Origin of the sequence: Aurantiacibacter aquimixticola (assembly GCF_003605475.1) — a bacterium.
Taxonomy (GTDB): Bacteria; Pseudomonadota; Alphaproteobacteria; order Sphingomonadales; family Sphingomonadaceae; genus Alteraurantiacibacter; species Alteraurantiacibacter aquimixticola_B.
Map to the genome: position 1 here is coordinate 1,852,216 of NZ_RAHX01000001.1, position 19,431 is coordinate 1,871,646.

Consider the following 19,431-nt stretch of genomic DNA (forward strand, 5'->3'; position numbering starts at 1 on the left):
GGAGCCGTCATGCGCTGGATCGTCACTGCCCTTATCGCTCTTGTCGCCGGTTTCGCCGGCGCGGCTGCGTTCAGCTATTCCGGCCTCGGCCCGGATGGGACGCGCGACTATCTGATGGCCAATCCCGAAGTGCTGCCCGAGGCTATGGCCGAGCTGCAACGCCGCGATACGATGGCGCGTATCGAACCGATCCGCAGCGAGTTGGAAACCCCCTATCCCGGCGCCGTGCTAGGCAATCCCGACGGCACGATCACCCTGGTCGAATTCAGCGATTATGCCTGCGGATACTGCCGCCAGAGCCTAGCTGATGTGAATGCACTCATCGCTGCCAATCCCGATCTGCGCGTCGTAATCCGGGAGTATCCTGTGCTGTCGGATGGCAGCGTGGACGCGGCACGGATGGCGCTCGCCGCCGCAGACCAGGGCAAGTTCGAAGCTTTCCATAACGCCATGTTCGCGCAGGACGCGCTCGGCGCGGGCAATATCGAAACCGCCGCGCAGGTTGCGGGCCTCGATCTGGAACAGGCGCGCGCACGGATCGATGCAGGTGCCTACGATACGCAGCTTCAGAACAACGTCTTCCTTGGCCAGAACATGCGCCTCTCCGGCACGCCTGCCTTCATCGTCGGCGATGAGGTGCTCAATGGCGCCGTGGGTGCGGAAATGATCGGCGATGCCATCGCCGAGGCGCGCGATTCGTAAGGCGAACGGCCTGCCGCGGGAGGCCGCACCGTGAAATTTGGTCTGACGAAGGCCCGCATTTCGGCTAGGAAAGGCGGCATGGCCGTGCTGCCGTTCAAACCTGCACCGTTCTTCGAGGACAAGAACCGCGCATTCTGGCGGCTGCAAATGCTGGGCTGGGGCGGCGCGTTCATTCTGCGCATGGCGACATCGCTTGCCAATGAACGCGGCCTCGATTTTCTCGTCGTCGTGGTGATCTTCACCATTGCTGGTTTCTCGATCAGCACCGTGCTTTCGGTGATCTACAACCACCTTATAAATCGCACGCCGCTGGTGACCTGGACTGCGACCGCGCTCGTCTTGTCGGGTGCCGTGGCGGTGTCGGCCTTTATCAGCGCGTGGACGCTCGATGTGTATTCCGGCGGAAGCGAGGCGAGCTTCGCGCAGCTGATGTTCGGGGTGTTCTATATCGATCTCACGCTGCTCGGCGCATGGTCCGGCCTCTATTATGCGATAAATTTCTTCCTTCAGGTCGAGGAACAGACGGACAGGCTGGAGAGGCTAGAGGCGCAGGCGACCAGCGCGCAGCTTGCGATGCTACGCTATCAGCTCAATCCGCATTTCCTGTTCAACACGCTCAATTCCATCAGTACGCTCGTCCTTCTCAAGCAGACCGCGCCTGCGAACGCGATGCTGACCAAGCTTTCCAGCTTTCTCCGGCACACGCTCGTTACCCAACCGGGTGGCAAGGTCACGGTCGCGCAGGAGGTGGAAACGCTGCAGCTCTATCTCGAAATCGAGCGGATGCGCTTCGAAGACCGGCTGCGCACCGAATTCCGGGTGGAGGACGACGCTTCACGGGGCTGCATTCCCTCTTTCCTGCTGCAGCCGCTGGTCGAGAATGCGATCAAATACGGCGTTTCCGCACAGGAAGAAGGCGCGCGCATCAGCCTTGCCGCCAAGGTGATCGGATCCCGCCTGCGCCTCGTCGTTTCCGACACCGGGCCGGGCCTGCAGGGCAATCAGAACGCTGCCGAAGCGGTTGCGAAAAGCCAGACCTCTACCGGAGTCGGCCTCGCCAATATCGTCGAGCGCCTCAGCCAGGCTTACGGCGAAGACCACCTCTTCGCGATCGAGACGCCGCCCGATGGCGGCTTCACCGTCACAATCGAAATCCCCTATGAGCGCGGCGACGAGGAGGAGCCGGCCGCCGACGCGCAGAAACTTCCCCGCCCTTCACCCGTTGAGAAAGGCGGGCGACCCACTTTCGGAACCCCCCAGACCGGAGCCCCCGCATGACCATCCGCACCATTGTCGTCGACGACGAAAAACTCGCCATTCAAGGGCTGCAATTGCGGCTCGAGCCGCATGAAGACATTGAGGTGATCGAAACTTGTGCCAATGGCCGGGAGGCGATCCGCGCCATCAAGACGCTCAAGCCCGACCTCGTCTTCCTGGACATCCAGATGCCCGGTTTCGATGGATTTTCGGTTGTGAAGGGCGTGATGGAGATCGAACCGCCGCTTTTCGTCTTCGTCACCGCCTATCAGGAGCATGCGATCCGCGCATTCGAGGCCAATGCGGTCAATTATCTGATGAAGCCGGTGGACGAGGACAAGCTCGCCGATACGATCGAGCGCGTGCGCCAGCGCCTGTCCGAAAAGCGCTCCTCCGAAGAAGCGGAAAAGCTGAAGGATGTTTTGGCCGAAGTGAGCCCGGAAAGCCTCGACGAGATGGATACGGGCGAGGAAGTCGCAGGGCGCTACGAAAAGATGATCAACGTGAAGGATCGCGGGCAGATCTTTCGCGTCGATGTCGACTCGATCGAGCACATCGAGGCCGCCGGCGATTACATGTGCATCTATACCGGCGACAACTCGCTGATCCTGCGCGAAACGATGAAGGATTTGGAGCGGCGGCTGGACCCAAAGAACTTCCAGCGTGTACATCGATCAACCATCGTCAATCTCGACCAGGTGCGGCAGGTCAAGCCGCACACCAATGGCGAATGCTTTCTCGTTCTCGACAGCGGCGCGGAGGTGAAGGTGTCGCGCAGCTACCGGGACGTGGTCGCGCGCTTTGTCCACTAAGGTATTCAAACTCACCGGTTTCGATCTCGATGCCTTCGTGCAAGACACGCTCGCAGAGGATCTTGGCAAGGGCCTGCACGGCGGTGGGCGGGACGTCACTGCCGAAAGCGTCATCCCCGCCGATGCGCGGTTTTCCGGTGTCATGGACAGCCGCGATCCGATCACCGTCGCCGGGCTGCCGGTGGCCGAAGCATTCTTCCGCGCGCTCGATCCCGACATGCAGATCGAGGTGCTGGTAGACGAGGGCGCGCGCATCGAACCGGGCACCGATCTCATGCGCCTTACCGGCAATGCTCGCGCCATGCTGACGGCCGAGCGGAGCGCCCTCAACACGGTGCAGCACCTTTCCGGCATCGCGTCGATGGTCGCCGAATATGTCGCCGCGATGGACAATCCCGATTGCACACTGCTTGATACGCGCAAGACGATACCGGGCCTGCGTCACCTCGAAAAATACGCGGTGCGCATGGGCGGCGGCAGCAACCATCGGATGGGGCTGTGGGACGCGGCGATGATCAAGGACAACCACATCCTCGTCGCCGGCAATGTCGGTGAAGCGGTGCGCCGCGCGCGCGATGCGGGGGTCGAGCAGATCATCTGCGAAGTCGACCGTATCGATCAGATCGAACCGGCCTTGGCTGCGGGCGCCACACGACTCCTGCTCGACAATATGGAACCACCCACCCTGCGCGAAGCGGTGGCAGTGGTGAACGGCCGTGTGCCGACCGAAGCATCGGGCGGCATCAATCTCGACACCATCCACGCCAAGGCTGCGACCGGGGTCGATTACGTTTCGGTCGGCCGCCTCACGCAAAGCGCACCCGCCGCCGATATCGGTCTCGACTTTACGCCCTTGTAGGCATTTGGCATCTTTGCATGATCAGACCGGGAGGGGCGCACCATGAGACCGGGATCGATCCGGAAATTCGACATATTCTACCTCACCGCGATTGTCGTGACCGTCATCAGCATGCTGATGAACTGGGACAGCCAGTTGCGCGCCGCCGCGGCGCAATTGGCGCAGGACGGCTTGCAGGATTATGCGAGCGTATCGCTGGCCGTGGGCTATGCGATCACGCTTGGCGTCAGCCTCCTGCTCTGGGCCCTCGTTTCGCGGGCACGGATGGGTTGGGCACGCTGGGCCATCCTTCTACTGCTGCTCTACCAAGGCCTGGCCATTCCCTATTTGGTGGCGACTGGCATGGGGACGATCAGCTTCACCCAGCTCATCAGTGTGCTTCTGAAAGCCGTCGCGCTGTTCTTCGCCTTTCGCGCCGATGCGCGCGCATGGTTTGCCGAAAAGCCGCGATGAGGCCTTCGTTGGCAAGATGCGCCGTATGAAACTGGCTGGTCTCGCCACAGGGCTGGCTCTTCTCGCCATGCCCGTGCAATCGATGGCACAAGCCTATCAATGCCGTGTGCCGCAGGGCGGAATAAGCATTCCCGATATCCAGCGCGACGGACCGGTGCGGCAGACGCGCGTGACCGGCTACACGCTCGCGCTCAGCTGGAGCCCGGAATTCTGCCGTTTCCGCGAGGATAGCGCACGCCATGCGAGGCAATGCTCGGGCCGCGCAGGACGTTTCGCTTTCGTCGTGCACGGGTTGTGGCCGGACGGGCCCGGCGGACGCTGGCCGCAATGGTGCCCCACACGCGAACGGGTCGAGCCTGCCGAAGCGCGCGGCGCGCTCTGCATGCAGCCGGACACCGCCCTCATCGCGCGGCAATGGGCAAAGCATGGCAGCTGCATGACACGTCAGCCTGGCACTTATCTGCGCGTGACGCAGATTCTTTGGGAGAGCCTGCGCTGGCCCGATTTCGACCGCCTCTCCCGCCGCGACGGCCTGACCGCGGGCGACATCCGCACAACTTTCGCCGAAGCCAATCCCTACTGGGACGCGGAGGATGTCGGCCTCGTCGTCAACGAACGCGGCTGGCTGCGCGAAATGCGCCTATGCTACGGTGCAGACTTCATGCCGAGAGCCTGCGACGCCCGGCGCTATGGGCCGGATGACGATGCGGAAGTGCGGATCTGGCGAGGAATGTGAGTTGCAGCTCGACCGCACCCGCGCACCTTCCGAATAGGCATCTTAGCGACGCTCTTTAAAGAATCCGCGCAACAATTCCGCCGCCTCACCCTCGCCGACACCGGAATACACCTCCGGCACATACAGGCATTGGTCGTGCGAAAAAACGCGCGCGCCGTGCTCCACGCCACCGCCCTTAAGATCACTTGCGCCGTAATACAGGCGCGCGATACGAGCATGGCTGATCGCCCCGGCGCACATCGCGCAAGGCTCCAGCGTTACATAGAGATCGCACCAGGTTAGCCGCTCGCTGCCCAGCGCCTGTCCGGCCGCGCGCATGGCGACGATCTCGGCATGGGCGCTCGGATCGCAATCGCGCCGCGTCAGATTATGCCCTTCGCCCACCACGCGCCCGTCCTTGACGACCACCGCGCCCACAGGCACTTCGCCAGCTTCGGCAGCCTGCCGCGCAAGCTCCAGCGCGCGCTTCATCGGTTCGGGGAGAGGCCATTTCGCCATGCTTTCGCGCTAGCTGTTCGCTTGACGAATCTCCACCCCCCCTGTATGCGCGCGCCTTTCCCAGCTACAAGCTGATCCACGAACCCGTTTCGAACGAGAGAATTCGCCATGTCGCGCATCTGCGAACTTACCGGCAAAGGCCGCCAGGTCGGCCACAATGTCAGCCACGCCAACAACAAGACCAAGCGAGTCTTCCTGCCAAACCTGCAGAACGTCACTTTGCTGAGCGAAAAGCTGGACCGCGCGTTCAAGTTCCGCGTCAGCACGAACGGACTGCGCAGCGTCGAGCACAATGGCGGCCTCGACAACTGGCTGATGAAGACGAGCGACGAAAAGCTTTCGACCCGCGCCCTGAAGGTGAAGCGCGAGCTGAAGAAGGCGATGGCGGACGCCGCTTAAACGTCGCGACAAACTAATCACCAAGGAGCGCGCGGTGGCTTAGTCCCCGCGCGCTTTTTCGTGCGTGGGATCGTAGACCAGTCTCGCCAGCAGCGTTCGCTGAAAGGACGCCAGATTGTCGTCCGAAATGATCCAGATCTCGACCTGTCCATTTTCTGTTTGGCGCAGAGACAGCCCTTCGTAATTCTCCCGCGGAAGCAATCGATCGAGATCGACGAGCAATTGCACCTCCATCGACCCGGTCTGCGCATCCGCAGGATCGGCAATGCCGAGCGCGGCGGTGAAGGGTGGCACGCCTAGCACGGCTTCGCGCATCAGCACGAGAAGACCGCCATCGGGCAACACGGCCAAATCGGTCGGCGCGTAGTCGCCGGGCAGCGAAAAAGCGAATGTCCCCGCTGGCCTCCTGAACAGCGGATCGCTTGGGTGCAGGAGGCCTGTACGACTGCCTTCGGGCAAGACGATGAACCGGCCGTCCGCCAATCGTGCCATCGCTTCGGCGCCGGCATTGGCCGGCCATCGCATCCATTGCCGAGGTCGCAGCGCGCCGTCGTGCTCGCCACCGGACGTGTATCGCAGCAGCGTGTTCCCGTTCTCAAAACCGAGCCAGTACCGGCCCGTCGCCGGATCGCGCGTCGCCGATTCGATATCCGGCGGGAAGTGTTCGAACCTGCACCGGTCACCGAGCAGATCAAGCCGGTCTGGATCCGGCGTATTGCCGGACAGGTTCACCGTGAGGATTGCGCCACGGTCGGAAAAAGCGCGCAGACTGTCCCCCTCCAGCAGCAGTGCCGAGAAACCACCGAAGAGGTCGTGTTCGCTTCGAAGCTGCCACAGGCCTTCACGGGTGAAGGCGCCCACGCTTCGCGACAGGTCGCCCGGTTTCAGTCGCCCGATGTCGATCGCCTCGGTCGGTTCGGTCGGCAGGGGTGTGCGCCAGAACAGCCCCGGCGAGAGCGCGAGCGCGACCAGTGCGATTGCAAAGAGCCGTTTGCGGCGAGTTCGCGGCGCAGTCATGCGCGCGCCATCACTCCGGCATCGGCCCGACGAAGAGGAGCGGATCGAGTCGTGTCAGATGCCATTTAAGGCTCCAGTGCAGATGCGGCCCCGTTGCCCGTCCCGACGATCCGATCGTGCCGAGCTGCTGGCCCTGTTCGACCCGCTCGCCCTCGCGCACATCGATCCGGTCCATGTGCAGGAAAGCGCTGTTGAGGCCCTGCCCGTGGTCGATGATGAGAAGATAGCCTTCAAGGCTGAAAGGTGTGTCCGTTGCCAATGTCACCACACCCGATGCTGGCGCGACGAAGGGCGTGCCGGTGGGCCGCGCGATGTCGAGACCGGAGTGATAGCTCCCCGGCTCCCCGCGATAGATGCGTTGCGATCCGAAGCGGCCGGAAATGCGCCCCGTGACCGGCCAGATGAAATCCTCGCGCCAGCCATCGCTATCCGCCTCTGCCGTGCGCGCGTCCCAGATCGCATCGAGTTCCGGCTGGCGGCGGCGCATGAAGGCCGCGCTGGCACCACCAGGACGACGCGCGACATTCACTCGCTCGATGTCCCACTCGCGCGGCGACACCGCGACAGGACTGCGTATGCTGCGGCCATCGGCAAGCGTGGCGACCAGTTCGGTCTCCCGTCCCGAATCCCGGTCGAAAGCTGCGAAGAAACGGTTGTCCGCTCCCAGATCCAGCTCCTGCTCCCCCAACCGGGCGGAGACCGTTCCGGCGGGCGCAGTCCCGCGCATCCAGCCGCCCTGCGTCAGTTCGCCATCATAGAGGAATGTGGTCGGCCCTGCGGGTGTCGGCGCCGGCGTGGGTGTCGGTAGGGGTGCGGGCATCGGGACCGGCTGCACGATCTCGACGGTCGGCGCCGGAGAAGCGCTTTCATTTGCCGGCGGGACAACCGTGCAGGCGGCCAGAAGCAAACCGGCGGATGCAATCGCGAAACGCGCTATCACAGCTCTTCGAGCGCCCTACGCGTGGCCAGTTCGCAGCTCGCGTAAGCCTCCTGCCGGTCCACGCTCCAATAGCGCAATTCTTCCAGCGGCACGGGCACCCCGCTCATCGCGCAGGTGACGAAATGGCCCGGGCGAATGACACGAAAGCCATTTGGGCCGTAGACAAGCGTTGCGGGCTGGTCGGAGGAATTCATCAGCATGGCGCCTAGTTAGGCGCTGGCGGACGCTAAAGCAATTTCGGCTAGAGAAGTTTCGGCTGCCCGCTTTCGGGCGGCTTCGCCTTGCGCTTCACCGTCTTGCGGGGCGCGTCGCCCGGTACGGCCTGCAATGTCCCATCGGCGAATTCGAGGGTGAGGATCGGCTGCTCGCTCGCGGTCTTGCGCGAGGTGATGACAGGGTGCCCCGGAGCGCAGACAAGCGCGTAGCCGCGCTGAAGGGGCGCTTTCGGGTCGAGCTGCAGACGCAGCCGCTCCAGCGATCCGAGTCGCTCGCGCCGCTCGGCAATGGGCCGCTCGATCAATTGCGGCGTCAGGCGCGCCGCGCCCAGCCGCTGGCGCGCGTCGCGCAGATTTCCGCGCAGGATCGCGGGCGAGAGGCGCAGATCGGCAAGCCGCTCACGCCCCTTCGCCGCCCGGTCCACCAGCCCGCGTCGCAATCTTTCGCCGAGTTCATCGAGCCGCTGGGCATGAGGCTGAAGCAGCTGAGCCGGCTGCGGCATCCGCTCTGCCCGCGCCGCAAGCCGCTCGCGGCCAAGTTCTACAGGACGGATCGCGCATTTGCGCTGACGCAGGGCGAGATCGTCCAGCGTGTTGGCAAGGTCGCGCTTCACCGGCACCGCCAGCTCGGCCGCCGCGGTGGGCGTGGGCGCGCGCATGTCGGCGGCGTAATCGCACAGCGTGGTGTCGGTCTCATGTCCCACTGCGCTGATGACCGGGATGGGCGATTCGGCGACGGCGCGCACAACCGCTTCCTCGTTGAAGGCCCACAGATCTTCGATGGAGCCGCCGCCGCGCGCGACGATCAGCAGGTCCGGGCGCGGCACCGCGCCGCCCGGCTCGAGCGCGCCGAAGCCGCGAACGGCCTTCGCCACCTGCTCCGCCGCGCCCTGCCCCTGCACGATCACCGGCCACACGATGACATGCGACGGAAAGCGGTCTTCCAAGCGGTGGAGAATATCGCGGATCACAGCGCCTGTCGGCGAAGTTACAACGCCGATCGTGCGCGGTGCGAAGGGCAGGCGGCGGACATTGCCGAACAGACCCTCGGCCTCGAAACGCTTGCGGTTCTTCTCCAGCAGGGCGAGCAGCGCGCCCTCGCCAGCGATCTCCATCCGCTCGACCACGATCTGATACTTGCTGCGGCCGGGATAGGTCGTGAGCTTGCCGCTCGCGACAACCTCGATCCCGTCCTCCGGCACGAAGGCGAGGCGCGGCGCGGCGGACTTCCACATCACCGCGTCGAGGACGGATTTCTCGTCCTTTAGGCTCATATAGAGATGGCCCGACGCCGCCCGCTTGACGCCCGAAAGCTCCCCGCGCAGCCGCACGAAGCCGAAGCGATCTTCCACCGTGCGTTTCAGCGCGTGCGAGAGTTCGGTGATCGAGAGCGGCGCGGCATTGTCCCCGTCGCGGCCCTTGGCTACCAGCCCGTCATCTGCCGTGTCGTCGTCGTAGGGAGTTTGGCCTGCCATGAATATCCTGGTCCTGGGTTCGGGCGGGCGCGAACATGCCCTGTGCTGGAAGCTGGCGCAATCGCGCGTGATCTCCGAAGAGGGCGGAACGCTCTACGTATCCCCCGGCAATCCCGGCATGGCGGAATGCGCCACATTGGTCGAGCTGGATGCGAAGAATCATGGCGTTGTGATCGGCTTCTGCGCCGAGCGGAATATCGGCCTCGTCGTCATCGGCCCCGAAGCGCCGCTGGTGGATGGCCTCGCCGACAGTCTGCGCGCCGCCGACGTGGCGGTGTTTGGCCCCTCGAAGGCTGCCGCCCAGCTCGAGGGCAGCAAGGCTTTCACCAAAGCAATGTGCGAGCGCGCGGGCATCCCCACCGCCGCCTATGTGCGCTGCACCTCGCTGGACGAAGCGAAGTCCGCCCTCGCGACCTTTGCTCCGCCCTTCGTGCTCAAGGCCGATGGCCTCGCCTCGGGCAAGGGCGTCGTCATCGTCGAAAGTGAAGCGGAAGCGCATGAGGCGCTGGCCGACATGTTCGGCGGCGCGTTCGGAGAGGCCGGGGCCGAAGTGGTGATCGAGGAATTCATGGCGGGCGAGGAAGCCAGCTTTTTCGCGCTTACCGATGGCGAGGCGATCGTCCCCTTCGGCACAGCGCAGGATCACAAGCGCGTGGGCGAAGGCGACACCGGCCCGAACACCGGCGGCATGGGCGCGTATTCACCCGCCCTTGTGCTGACGGATGCTCTCCAGCGCGAGGCGATGGAGCGCATCGTCGCGCCCACGGTGCGGCAGATGGCGGCGGACGGCATGCCCTATTCGGGCGTGCTCTACGCGGGGCTGATGCTGACCGACGAGGGGCCGAAGCTGGTCGAATACAATGCCCGCTTCGGCGATCCCGAATGCCAGGTGCTGATGATGCGGTTGGAAAGCGACCTCGCCGATTACATGCTCGCCTGCGCGAACGGCACGCTAGGCGACATGCCGGAGCCGGAATTCGCGAGTGACACCGCGATGACGGTGGTAATGGCCGCGAAGGGCTATCCCGGCACACCCGAAAAAGGCGGCGCGATCGATCTCGCCGATGCGGAAGCCGATGGCACAAAGGTCTTCCACGCCGGGACAATGCGAGAGGGCGACCGGCTGGTCTCCAATGGCGGCCGCGTGCTCAATGTCACCGCGCTGGGAAGCGACACGAAGGCGGCGCGCGACACGGCCTATGCGTCAGTTCAGACAGTGGACTTCCCCACCGGCTTCTACCGCAGCGATATCGGCTGGCGCGAGCTGGAGCGGGGTTGAGGAGGAGCGCTGCCTCGAGCTCGCTTTCGCTTACCCCAGCTTCTCACCCATCAGCGCTTTCAGATCGACCTCCGGCCGCGGGCCGTAATGGGAGATCACTTCCGCCGCCGCGACGGCGCCGCGTTTCAGGCACTTTTCGAGCGGCTCGCCCTTCGCATGGCCCGACAGGAAACCGGCAGCGAACTGGTCGCCTGCGCCGGTGGTGTCGACGACCTTGTCGATCGGTTCGGCGGCGACTTCGGCGCGCTGGCCGTCAGCGATGGCGACCGCGCCCTTGGCGCTGCGCGTGGCGACCAGCACCGGCACCTTGCCCTCCAGCGCGGCGAGGCCTGCATCGAAATCGTCCTCTCCCGTAAGCGTTGCCAGCTCATGTTCGTTGACGAACAGGATGTCGATCACGCCATCTTCGATCATGGCGCGGAAATCGTCGCCATGGCGGTCGATCACAAAGCTTTCGCTGGCGGTAAACGCCACCTTGCGGCCCGCCTCCCGCGCGACTTCGATGGCGCGGCGCATGGCTTTGCGCGGCTCTTCCGGATCCCAGAGATAGCCTTCGAGATAAAGGATCGCGCCGCTCGCGATGAGTTCCTCGTCCAAGGCCTCGCGCGGCAGCGACTGTCCTGCGCCGAGAAAGGTGTTCATCGTCCGCTCCCCATCAGGAGTAACGAAGATCAGGCAGCGGCCTGTCGGCGCGGAGCCTTCCGGCAGCGGAGGCGTGTCGAAATCGATGCCGGTGGCGCGCATGTCGTGCGTAAACACCTCGCCCAGCTGGTCGTCGCACACCTGCCCGACGAAAGCGCATTGCAGGCCCAGCATGCTCGCGCCCGCCAGCGTGTTCGCCGCCGAACCGCCGGAAACCTCGCGCGCCTGCCCCATCGCGGCATAAAGCGACTTCGCGCCATCCGCGTCGACCAGCGTCATGCCGCCGCGATTGAGGCCGAGTTCGTCGATCAGCTCGTCCTCGCAGGAAGCGATCACGTCGACCACGGCATTGCCGATGGCGATTACGTCGTAACGGGGGGCGGTCATGCAGTCTCCTTGAACGGTTCGGCGTTGACTTGGCGCAAGGCCCGCGCAATCGCAAGCGGCGATGGCATCGCTTCCGACATCGCTGGCGCTGGGCTTCGGGCAGCTGTTCGACGGCGCCGTTCTGCGGGTGCTTCTGAAGAGCATCGGCGTGACGCTGATCGCCTTCGTGCTGGTGACGATTGCAGGCTGGTACGCGCTCGACTGGGCGCTGGCGCGCTATGCCATCGGCGATGGCCTTTTCGCCGGCGCGGGCGCGGTACGCGAAGCGCTCGCCCTGGTGCTGGCGCTGCTCGGCCTGTGGATCGTCTGGCGTGTGGTAGCGATGGCGGTGGTGCAGTTCTTTGCCGAGGACGTGGTGCTGGCGGTGGAGCGACGCCATTATCCTGACGAGGCAAGCGCCGCGCGTCACCTGCCCTTCGGCGAGCAGATGGCCAATGCGATGCGCTCCGCCGGGCGAGCGCTTGTCGCTAATATCATCGCCGCGCCGATCGCGCTGGTCCTGCTGTTCACCGGCGTTGGGACATTCGCCGTGTTCTGGCTGGTCAATGCTGTGCTGTTGGGGCGTGAGCTGCAGGACATGGTCTGGCTGCGCTATCGGCAGGAGTGCTCACAAGCAGCACCGCTGGCGCGCGGGCAACGCTTCCTGCTCGGCGGCGTGATCGCGGCCATGCTCGCCGTGCCCTTCGTCAATTTTCTCGCTCCCGTGCTCGGCGCGGCGAGCGCGACACATCTCGTTCATCGTAGCAACCGAAAAGGTAGAGCTTCCTGATATGCGTCTGGCCTTAACCATCCTTTCCGCCGCACTGCTTTCCGCCTGCGCCACCGTGGTTCCGCAGACGCAGGTGCCGCCCGCGCCGCCGCGCGACCCGGTGCAAACGCAGGTGCCGCCGACGCGGCCGGTCGTGGCCCAGCCCGGCGCGGGTTTCCGCCAGCCGCAGATCCTCGAAGCGCCGGGGCTGAGCGGGATCGTCCGCGAACCGGCAACAAGCCTTGTGCGCCGCTTCGGCCAGCCGCGCCTCAACGTGACGGAGGGCGACATGCGCAAACTGCAATTCACAGGTACGGCATGCGTGCTCGATGTGTTTCTGTACCCACTCGCCCCCGGCGCGGAGCCGGTGGCCACATGGATCGAGACAAGGCGCGCATCTGACGGCGCACCGGTCGATCGCCTCGCCTGTATTGAGGCGTTGTCTCAGCCGGGCTGATCGTCAGTCGAATTCGAGCGGCGCTTCGGCGCCTCCCGATAAGGGGAGGGGGCCGCGAGGCGGCTCGACGAGAGCCGGAGCCATCCCCGGCGGACGCTTGCGGCTGTCGCGCCGGATCTGCAGCTCGATATCTTCGCCGCGATAGCGCGCCATCACTCTCTCGATAAAACCGTTTCTACGGTGAAAGCGCGTGCGGCGCGGTGAAGGATCCGGCGATGCCATGCCGGTGTCATATCACAGCAACACAGTCGAATCCATAGCGGAAAAGGCGCGAAGCGAGATTGCTCTCAGACCATGAAGCTTTCGCCGCAACCGCACGCGCCCTTGGCGTTCGGATTTGCAAAGACGAAGCCGGCCGTGAAATCGTCTTCCACCCAGTCCATAGTGCTGCCGATCAGGTACAGCACGCTGGCCGCGTCGATGTAGAATGTGCCACCCGGCGTCTCGATCTTCTCGTCGAAAGCGACTTCCTCGGTGATGTAATCGACCGAGTAGGCAAGGCCGGAGCAGCCGCGGCGCGGTGTCGACAGCTTCACGCCGATCGCATCATCCGGCGCTTTCGCCATCAGGTCCGCCACGCGCTGCTCGGCAGCGGGCGTCAGCTCGACGGCGGCAGGGATTTCGCGAGTCTTAACATCGGCCATCACAGCATCCCCAATTCGAGGCGGGCCTCATCGCTCATCTTGGACGGGTCCCATGGCGGATCCCAAGTTACCACGACCTCGGCATCGCGCACGCCGGGCAGGTTCATCACCCGCATTTCGATCTCGTTCGGCATCGTCTCGGCGACGGGACAGTGCGGCGTGGTGAGCGTCATCGTCACCTTCACATCCGCGTCCTCTGCAACCTCAACATTGTAGATCAGGCCGAGGTCGTAGATGTTTACCGGGATTTCCGGATCGAAAATGTCCTTCAGCGCGTCGATAACCGACTGATGCAGCTCGCCGCCCGGCTCTCCGGGAGCGACGCCTTCAGGCTTCTTGGCAAGGAAACCGTCGAGATAATCGCGCTTGCGCTCCAGCTTCTCCCCCGCCGTCTCTTCCGGCAGCGCGGCATCGGACACGCGCGCGCGGGGGGGCTTTTCAGCCACGACCTGCTCGTTCGGCGCGGGCGCCGCGACATAGTCCTTTTCATCCTTGTGCTGTTCCATCAGCCGAAAATCCTCTTGGTGCGTTCGATGCCGCGGATGAGCGCGGCGACATCGTCCTCGTCCGAGTAAATACCGAAGCTGGCGCGCGCCGTTGCGGGTATGCCGAGCTTTTCCATCAGCGGCTGCGCGCAGTGGTGACCGGCGCGAATGGCGACGTTCTCTTCATCCAATATGGTGCCGAGATCGTGTGGGTGAATACCGTCGATCAGAAAACTGACGATCCCGGCGCTGTCTTCCGGCCCGTAAAGCGTTACGTCGTTCATCGCGCCAAGCGCCTCGCGCGTCTGCTTCACCAGCCGCGCCTCATGCGCGTGGATGCTTTCGATGCCGGCATTGGCGACGTAATCGCAAGCCGCGCCGAAGGCGATCGCCTCGGTGATGGCGGGCGTTCCGGCTTCGAAACGCTGCGGAGCGGGCGCATAGGTCGTGCGCTGGAAGCCGACCTGGTCGATCATCGCCCCGCCGCCCTGCCACGGGGGCATGGCATCGAGCAGATCGGCTCGGCCCCATAGCGCGCCGATTCCGGTCGGGCCGTAGAGTTTGTGCGCGCTGAACGCATAAAAATCGCAGTCGAGCGCCGCGACATCGACGGGCAGGCGCGGCACGGCCTGACATCCGTCGAGCAGCAGCTTCGCGCCGACTGCATGGGCAAGCTCGGCAGCACGCCTTGCGTCGAGGACCGAGCCGAGCACGTTCGAGACATGCGCGAAGCTGACCATCGTGTGCTCGCGGGTCAGCATGCGCTCCGCCGCGTCGAGATCGATCCGGCCGTCGTCTGTCAGCGGACAGACATCGACCTGCCAGCCCGCCAGCTGCCACGGCACGATATTGGAATGGTGCTCCAGCTCGGAGAGCAGCACGCGGCCCTTTTCGGGATAGCTGTAGGCGACGAGATTGATCGCCTCGGTGGCTCCGCGCGTGAACACGACTTCGTCTTCCGCCCCGCCGATGAGCGCCGCGACCTTGCGCCGCGCCGCTTCGTAGCCGAGCGTCATGTTCGCCGAACGTCCGTAGACGCCCCGATGCACGGTCGCGTAATCCTCGCCCAGCGCACTGGTCATCGCGTCGATCACCGCCTGCGGTTTCTGCGCGGTGGCGGCACTGTCGAGATAGTGCCACGGCGCGCCATCCCTGGTGACGAGGCCCGGGAAGTCCGCCTTGCGGGACAGTGTGGCCACGCCGCTCACAGTTCGGCCTCGCCCAGCTTCTCCAGCGCCTTTTTCATCATCCGATCGCGGACATCGGGATCGCTGCATTCGACGAAGGCATCGCCGATGAATGCCTGGACCAGAAGCTTGCGCGCGAGGGCCGGTTCGATCCCGCGGCTCGCCATGTAATAGGCGGCCATCTCGTCCAGCTGGCCGATCGCCGCGCCGTGAGCGCAGAGCACATCGTCGGCAAAAATCTCGAGCTCGGGCTTGGTGTTTGCCGTTGCTCCCTTTTCCAGCAGGATGGCGCGGAAATTCTGGGCGGCATCCGTTTTCTGGGCATCGCGCGCGACCTCGATGCGACCGAGGAAATTGCCGGTCGACTTGCCCCATTGCACCGCGCGCACCGTCTGGTTCGACGTTGCATTGGGCTCTGTATGAATTACCCGCGTGACGAATTCCTGCGTTGCGTCGCCACCGCCGATCGTCACGCCGCCGAACTCGAAATGCGCGCCTTCTTCCAGCGTGACTTCGATCTCGATGCGATCATAGCCATGCCCCGCCAGGATCTGGAAGCTTTCGAAGCGCGCGCCCTTGCCAAGATGCACGCGCAGCCGGTCGATCGAACCCTTCGCTTCGGGTCCGGACGTGTGGGCGGCATATTCGAAACGCGTCTCGCCCGCGGGCACTTCCAGCGTGCGCCAATGATTGATGGCGCGCGGATCGGCCTCGGCCAGGAATGCGCCATTTGAATAGCGCCAGTCCTCGTCGCGATTGGTCGGGCGGGGAAGGGTCGCAGCGTCGGTCATGCCGGCTCCATCACCGCATCGTAGCCCTCGGCTTCGAGCTGCCGGGCGAGATCGGCATCGCCGGTCTTCACGATCCTGCCATTGGCGAGGATGTGCACGAAATCGGGCTGCACATAGTCGAGCAGGCGCTGGTAATGCGTGATCAGCAGCACGCCCTTTTCAGGCTGGCGCATGATCGCGTTGATACCTTCGCCCACGACTTTCAGCGCATCGATGTCGAGGCCGCTATCGGTCTCGTCCAGCACGGCGAAGGCGGGATCGAGAATGCCCATCTGGACCATCTCGTTGCGCTTTTTCTCGCCGCCCGAAAAGCCGACATTCACGTTGCGCTTGAGCATTTCCATGTCGAGCTTGAGCAGCGCGGCCTTCTCCTTGGCGAGCTTCAGGAATTCGCCTCCAGACAGCGGCTCTTCCTCGCGCGCCTTGCGCTGCGAATTGAGCGCTTCGCGCAGGAACTGCACATTGGATACGCCGGGAATCTCGACCGGATACTGGAACCCGAGGAACATGCCCGCGGCGGCGCGCTCGTGCGGGTCCATGTCGAGCAGGTCCTTGCCGTCGAACTGCACGGAGCCGCCGGTCACCTCGTAGCCGGGCCTGCCGCCCAGCACATAGGCCAGCGTCGACTTGCCCGCGCCGTTGGGGCCCATGATCGCGTGGATTTCGCCCGCATTCACTTCGAGGCTCAGCCCGTTGAGTATCTGCTTGCCGTCGATTTCGGCGGAGAGGTTTTCAATTTTCAGCATCAGTCTTTCCGGTAAGTCTTGCGTGGGCCGTCGCGCGGCGGGCCGTTGCCGTCGCGGTCGTAGCGGGGCTTGGTCTGGCGTGGGTGTTCGGCAAAGTGCTGGCGGCGCGCTTCGGCCTTGTCGGCAATGCGCTGGCGCATGCCGAGCGTGATCCGCTGCAGCACCTCGTCGATATTCTCGAGGATGTCGGCGGCCTTGATATGCATCACGCGCACTCCGACGGCCTCGAGCGACTTGTCGCGGCGGCGGTTGAGGGCTTCATTGTCGCCCTCCTCATCAATCACGATGGCCATGCCGAGATTGTGGCAATTGAAATCGACAATCGCGCTGCCGACCACGGCGAAGCGCTTGAAGGTGTATTTGCCCAGATCGGCCTTGGCGAACCGCTCGGCCAGCGCCTTGTGCGCCTCGGACGCATGCCGCTTCATGTCGCGCGCCTGATCGTGCAGCACGTCGAGCCGCTTGTCCGAAATCTCCCACCCGCGGCCCTTCTTCTTGAGCGCGGGCGGTTCGGCATCGACGGTGTCGCGGAGGTTGAGGGTCTTGCGATCAGTCATCGTTCGGTTCAAGCTTTGCCGGCTTTCTCAGCACCGCCCACATTGCAAGGCCTATGGGCAATCCGATTGCCACCGCGACGGGAGACAAAAGTCCTGCCCCGGCGAGGCCGCCGCAGATCGCTATCGCACCGAAGATGATCATCCAGTCCCGCATCACCCCACACTCCCCTCGAGCGAAATCGCCAGCAACTTCTGTGCCTCGACCGCAAACTCCATCGGCAGCTCTTTCAGCACTTCCTTCGCGAAGCCGTTGACGATCAGCGCCACGGCCTCTTCCTCGTCCAGTCCGCGCTGCATGGCGTAGAACAGCTGGTCGTCGCTGATCTTGGACGTGGTCGCCTCGTGCTCGATCTGCGCGGTGGGGTTCTTCACCTCGATATAGGGCACGGTGTGCGCGCCGCATTCGCTGCCGAGCAGCAGCGAATCGCATTCGGTGCGGTTGCGGCAATTGTCGGCATTGGCGGCGATGGCCACCTTGCCGCGATAGGTGTTGTTCGACTTGCCCGCGCTGATGCCCTTGGAAATGATCGTGGAGCGGGTGCCGCTTGCATTGTGGATCATCTTCGTGCCGGTATCGGCCTGCTGGTGATTGTTGGTGACGGCGACCGAGTAGAACTCGCCCACGCTGTCCTTCCCATTGAGAACGCAGGACGGATATTTCCACGTCACCGCGCTGCCGGTCTCGACCTGCGTCCAGCTCACCTTCGAGCGATCGCCCTGGCATAGCGCGCGCTTGGTGACGAAATTGTAGATCCCGCCCACGCCTTCGGAATTGCCCGGGTACCAGTTCTGCACGGTGGAATATTTGATCTCGGCATCTTCCATCGCGACCAGCTCGACCACGGCGGCGTGCAGCTGGTTCTCGTCGCGCATCGGTGCGGTGCAGCCTTCGAGATAGGAGACGTAAGACCCCTTCTCAGCCACGATCAGCGTGCGTTCGAACTGGCCGGTATTCTCGGCATTGATGCGGAAATAGGTGGAAAGTTCCATCGGGCAGCGCACACCCTCGGGAATGTAGACGAAGGTGCCGTCCGAAAAGACCGCGCAATTGAGCGTGGCGAAATAATTGTCGCGCTGCGGCACGACCTTGCCGAGCCACTTCTTCACGAGGTCTGGATATTCGCGGATCGCCTCGCTGATGGAGAGGAAAATGACGCCCGCCTTCTTCAGCTCCTCGCGGAACGTGGTGGCGACCGAAACGCTGTCGAACACCGCATCCACCGCGACCTTGCGCGCGCCCTTCACCCCGGCGAGCACTTCCTGCTCCGCCACGGGAATGCCGAGCTTGTCGTAGACCGACTTGATTTCCGGATCGAGCTCGTCGAGCGATTCGAGCTCCACCTTCTTCTTCGGCGCCGCGTAATAATAGGCGTCCTGGTAGTCGATCTCGGGATAGCCGAGCTTCGCCCAGTTCGGCTCTTCCATATCCTGCCACAGGCGGAAAGCCTTGAGCCGCCAGTCGAGCATCCATTGCGGCTCGTTCTTCTTCGCCGAAATGAAACGCACCGTGTCTTCGGTCAGGCCCTTCTCGGCGTATTCGGTTTCGATATCGGAGGACCAGCCATGCTCGTACTCGGCAGCCTTGTCGGCGGCCTCGCGGGCTTCTCTGTCCTGAATGTCGACGGTGTCGGTCATGCCATTTCTTTCGAGCGAGTGAGCTGGGTGAGCGGAATGTCCGCAAGTGCGCCGCGAAGCGCGGAATTGATGATCGGCCAATGCGGCTTCACGCTGCAATCGTGGTCCACCGCGCAGTTTGTGCCATCAACGCAAGCAGTGAGTGCGATCGGACCTTCGATCGCCTCGACGATATCGGCCACGCTGATCGCCGCCGCCGGGCGCGCAAGTTGCAATCCGCCGCCCGCGCCGCGCGTGGAGCGCAGAAGTCCGGCTGCGGTCAGCTTGCTGACGACCTTCTGCACGGTCGGCACCGGCAGGCCGGTTTCGCCCGCCAGTTCGGACGCGGATGTGCGACCCCCGCCGCAATGGCGGGCCGCGGCGCTCATCGTGACGACGGCGTAATCTGCAAGGTTGCTGAGGCGCATGCGGCCCAAATCGGAGCAAATCGGTCCGATTTCAAGCGAAACCCGCCTGTTGCGAGTCGTTAGCATTACTTGTCTTGCGAAGCCGCCTCCGCGGCTTCGTCCT

25 protein-coding genes are annotated in these 19,431 nt (G+C 64.1%); 10 read left to right on the top strand and 15 right to left on the bottom strand.

Translation table 11 applies throughout. The annotated features are described in order from the left end of the window. The first annotated feature begins 9 nt into the window (after positions 1–9). From D6201_RS09250 to D6201_RS09275, 6 genes are all read left to right on the top strand, one after another. Positions 10–702 carry a DsbA family protein gene (locus D6201_RS09250; RefSeq protein ID WP_120048528.1) on the top strand — a complete coding sequence of 231 codons (693 nt, stop codon included), beginning with the start codon at positions 10–12 and terminating at the stop codon, positions 700–702. A gap of 78 nt (positions 703–780) precedes the next feature. Further along, positions 781–1,980 carry a sensor histidine kinase gene (locus D6201_RS09255; protein WP_120048529.1) on the top strand — a complete coding sequence of 400 codons (1,200 nt, stop codon included), beginning with the start codon at positions 781–783 and terminating at the stop codon, positions 1,978–1,980. Then, on the top strand, positions 1,977–2,771 hold the full coding sequence (locus D6201_RS09260; RefSeq protein WP_120048530.1) for a LytR/AlgR family response regulator transcription factor: 795 nt from the start codon (positions 1,977–1,979) through the stop codon (positions 2,769–2,771). The genes D6201_RS09255 and D6201_RS09260 overlap by 4 nt, the downstream gene beginning before the upstream one ends. Continuing rightward, positions 2,761–3,630, top strand: coding sequence for a carboxylating nicotinate-nucleotide diphosphorylase (nadC, locus tag D6201_RS09265; RefSeq protein WP_120048531.1), 870 nt, complete (start codon positions 2,761–2,763; stop codon positions 3,628–3,630). Before D6201_RS09260 ends, nadC begins: the two co-directional genes overlap by 11 nt. A 42-nt stretch (positions 3,631–3,672) precedes the next feature. Next, positions 3,673–4,083, top strand: a complete 411-nt coding sequence (locus D6201_RS09270) for a hypothetical protein (RefSeq protein WP_120048532.1) — start codon at positions 3,673–3,675, stop codon at positions 4,081–4,083. A 16-nt stretch (positions 4,084–4,099) separates the two neighbouring features. After that, complete coding sequence (locus D6201_RS09275) at positions 4,100–4,819, top strand: ribonuclease T2 family protein (protein ID WP_120049322.1); 720 nt, start codon at positions 4,100–4,102, stop codon at positions 4,817–4,819. A 42-nt stretch (positions 4,820–4,861) separates the two neighbouring features. On the opposite strand, the gene D6201_RS09280 is transcribed toward D6201_RS09275, so the two are convergent. Next, positions 4,862–5,317 carry a nucleoside deaminase gene (locus tag D6201_RS09280; protein ID WP_120048533.1) on the bottom strand — a complete coding sequence of 152 codons (456 nt, stop codon included), beginning with the start codon at positions 5,315–5,317 and terminating at the stop codon, positions 4,862–4,864. 108 nt (positions 5,318–5,425) lie between these two features. Between D6201_RS09280 and rpmB the strand changes: the two genes are divergently transcribed. Further along, on the top strand, positions 5,426–5,716 hold the full coding sequence (gene rpmB / locus D6201_RS09285; RefSeq protein ID WP_120048534.1) for a 50S ribosomal protein L28: 291 nt from the start codon (positions 5,426–5,428) through the stop codon (positions 5,714–5,716). A 39-nt stretch (positions 5,717–5,755) separates the two neighbouring features. On the opposite strand, the gene D6201_RS09290 is transcribed toward rpmB, so the two are convergent. From D6201_RS09290 to xseA, 4 genes are all read right to left on the bottom strand, one after another. Then, positions 5,756–6,733, bottom strand: coding sequence for an esterase-like activity of phytase family protein (locus D6201_RS09290; protein ID WP_120048535.1), 978 nt, complete (start codon positions 6,731–6,733; stop codon positions 5,756–5,758). 10 nt (positions 6,734–6,743) lie between these two features. After that, positions 6,744–7,553, bottom strand: a complete 810-nt coding sequence (locus D6201_RS09295; protein ID WP_120049323.1) for a M23 family metallopeptidase — start codon at positions 7,551–7,553, stop codon at positions 6,744–6,746. A 116-nt stretch (positions 7,554–7,669) separates the two neighbouring features. Beyond that, positions 7,670–7,873 carry a DUF2093 domain-containing protein gene (locus D6201_RS09300; protein ID WP_120048536.1) on the bottom strand — a complete coding sequence of 68 codons (204 nt, stop codon included), beginning with the start codon at positions 7,871–7,873 and terminating at the stop codon, positions 7,670–7,672. A 41-nt stretch (positions 7,874–7,914) separates the two neighbouring features. Continuing rightward, positions 7,915–9,363 carry an exodeoxyribonuclease VII large subunit gene (xseA, locus tag D6201_RS09305; protein ID WP_120048537.1) on the bottom strand — a complete coding sequence of 483 codons (1,449 nt, stop codon included), beginning with the start codon at positions 9,361–9,363 and terminating at the stop codon, positions 7,915–7,917. Between xseA and purD the strand changes: the two genes are divergently transcribed. Continuing rightward, complete coding sequence (gene purD, locus D6201_RS09310; protein WP_120048538.1) at positions 9,362–10,642, top strand: phosphoribosylamine--glycine ligase; 1,281 nt, start codon at positions 9,362–9,364, stop codon at positions 10,640–10,642. The genes xseA and purD overlap by 2 nt on opposite strands. Before the next feature lie 30 nt (positions 10,643–10,672). Here purD and D6201_RS09315 read toward each other — a convergent pair whose 3' ends face one another. Beyond that, entirely contained in the window at positions 10,673–11,671 is a 999-nt protein-coding gene (locus D6201_RS09315; protein ID WP_120048539.1) for an adenosine kinase, read from the bottom strand. Between the two features lie 61 nt (positions 11,672–11,732). Between D6201_RS09315 and D6201_RS09320 the strand changes: the two genes are divergently transcribed. Beyond that, complete coding sequence (locus D6201_RS09320) at positions 11,733–12,440, top strand: EI24 domain-containing protein (RefSeq protein ID WP_120048540.1); 708 nt, start codon at positions 11,733–11,735, stop codon at positions 12,438–12,440. 1 nt (position 12,441) lies between these two features. Beyond that, on the top strand, positions 12,442–12,876 hold the full coding sequence (locus tag D6201_RS09325; RefSeq protein ID WP_120048541.1) for a hypothetical protein: 435 nt from the start codon (positions 12,442–12,444) through the stop codon (positions 12,874–12,876). A 3-nt stretch (positions 12,877–12,879) separates the two neighbouring features. Here D6201_RS09325 and D6201_RS12840 read toward each other — a convergent pair whose 3' ends face one another. The 9 genes from D6201_RS12840 to D6201_RS09365 all read right to left on the bottom strand — a co-directional run bounded on the left by D6201_RS12840 (position 12,880) and on the right by D6201_RS09365 (position 19,328). Next, positions 12,880–13,098, bottom strand: a complete 219-nt coding sequence (locus tag D6201_RS12840; protein WP_133303987.1) for a hypothetical protein — start codon at positions 13,096–13,098, stop codon at positions 12,880–12,882. A 65-nt stretch (positions 13,099–13,163) separates the two neighbouring features. Then, positions 13,164–13,520, bottom strand: a complete 357-nt coding sequence (locus D6201_RS09330) for a HesB/IscA family protein (protein WP_120048542.1) — start codon at positions 13,518–13,520, stop codon at positions 13,164–13,166. Further along, entirely contained in the window at positions 13,520–14,026 is a 507-nt protein-coding gene (locus D6201_RS09335) for an SUF system Fe-S cluster assembly protein (RefSeq protein WP_120048543.1), read from the bottom strand. Before D6201_RS09335 ends, D6201_RS09330 begins: the two co-directional genes overlap by 1 nt. After that, entirely contained in the window at positions 14,026–15,213 is a 1,188-nt protein-coding gene (locus tag D6201_RS09340; protein WP_120048544.1) for an aminotransferase class V-fold PLP-dependent enzyme, read from the bottom strand. Before D6201_RS09340 ends, D6201_RS09335 begins: the two co-directional genes overlap by 1 nt. Next, on the bottom strand, positions 15,210–15,983 hold the full coding sequence (locus D6201_RS09345; RefSeq protein WP_120048545.1) for a SufD family Fe-S cluster assembly protein: 774 nt from the start codon (positions 15,981–15,983) through the stop codon (positions 15,210–15,212). Before D6201_RS09345 ends, D6201_RS09340 begins: the two co-directional genes overlap by 4 nt. Then, a complete protein-coding gene (sufC, locus tag D6201_RS09350) occupies positions 15,980–16,729 on the bottom strand; it encodes a Fe-S cluster assembly ATPase SufC (protein WP_120048546.1) in 750 nt (249 codons plus the stop codon). The genes D6201_RS09345 and sufC overlap by 4 nt, the downstream gene beginning before the upstream one ends. Then, complete coding sequence (locus D6201_RS09355) at positions 16,729–17,286, bottom strand: endonuclease domain-containing protein (protein ID WP_120048547.1); 558 nt, start codon at positions 17,284–17,286, stop codon at positions 16,729–16,731. Before D6201_RS09355 ends, sufC begins: the two co-directional genes overlap by 1 nt. A 153-nt stretch (positions 17,287–17,439) precedes the next feature. Continuing rightward, on the bottom strand, positions 17,440–18,921 hold the full coding sequence (gene sufB / locus D6201_RS09360; protein ID WP_120048548.1) for a Fe-S cluster assembly protein SufB: 1,482 nt from the start codon (positions 18,919–18,921) through the stop codon (positions 17,440–17,442). Next, a complete protein-coding gene (locus tag D6201_RS09365) occupies positions 18,918–19,328 on the bottom strand; it encodes an SUF system Fe-S cluster assembly regulator (RefSeq protein ID WP_120048549.1) in 411 nt (136 codons plus the stop codon). Before D6201_RS09365 ends, sufB begins: the two co-directional genes overlap by 4 nt. Positions 19,329–19,431: the final 103 nt, after the last annotated feature.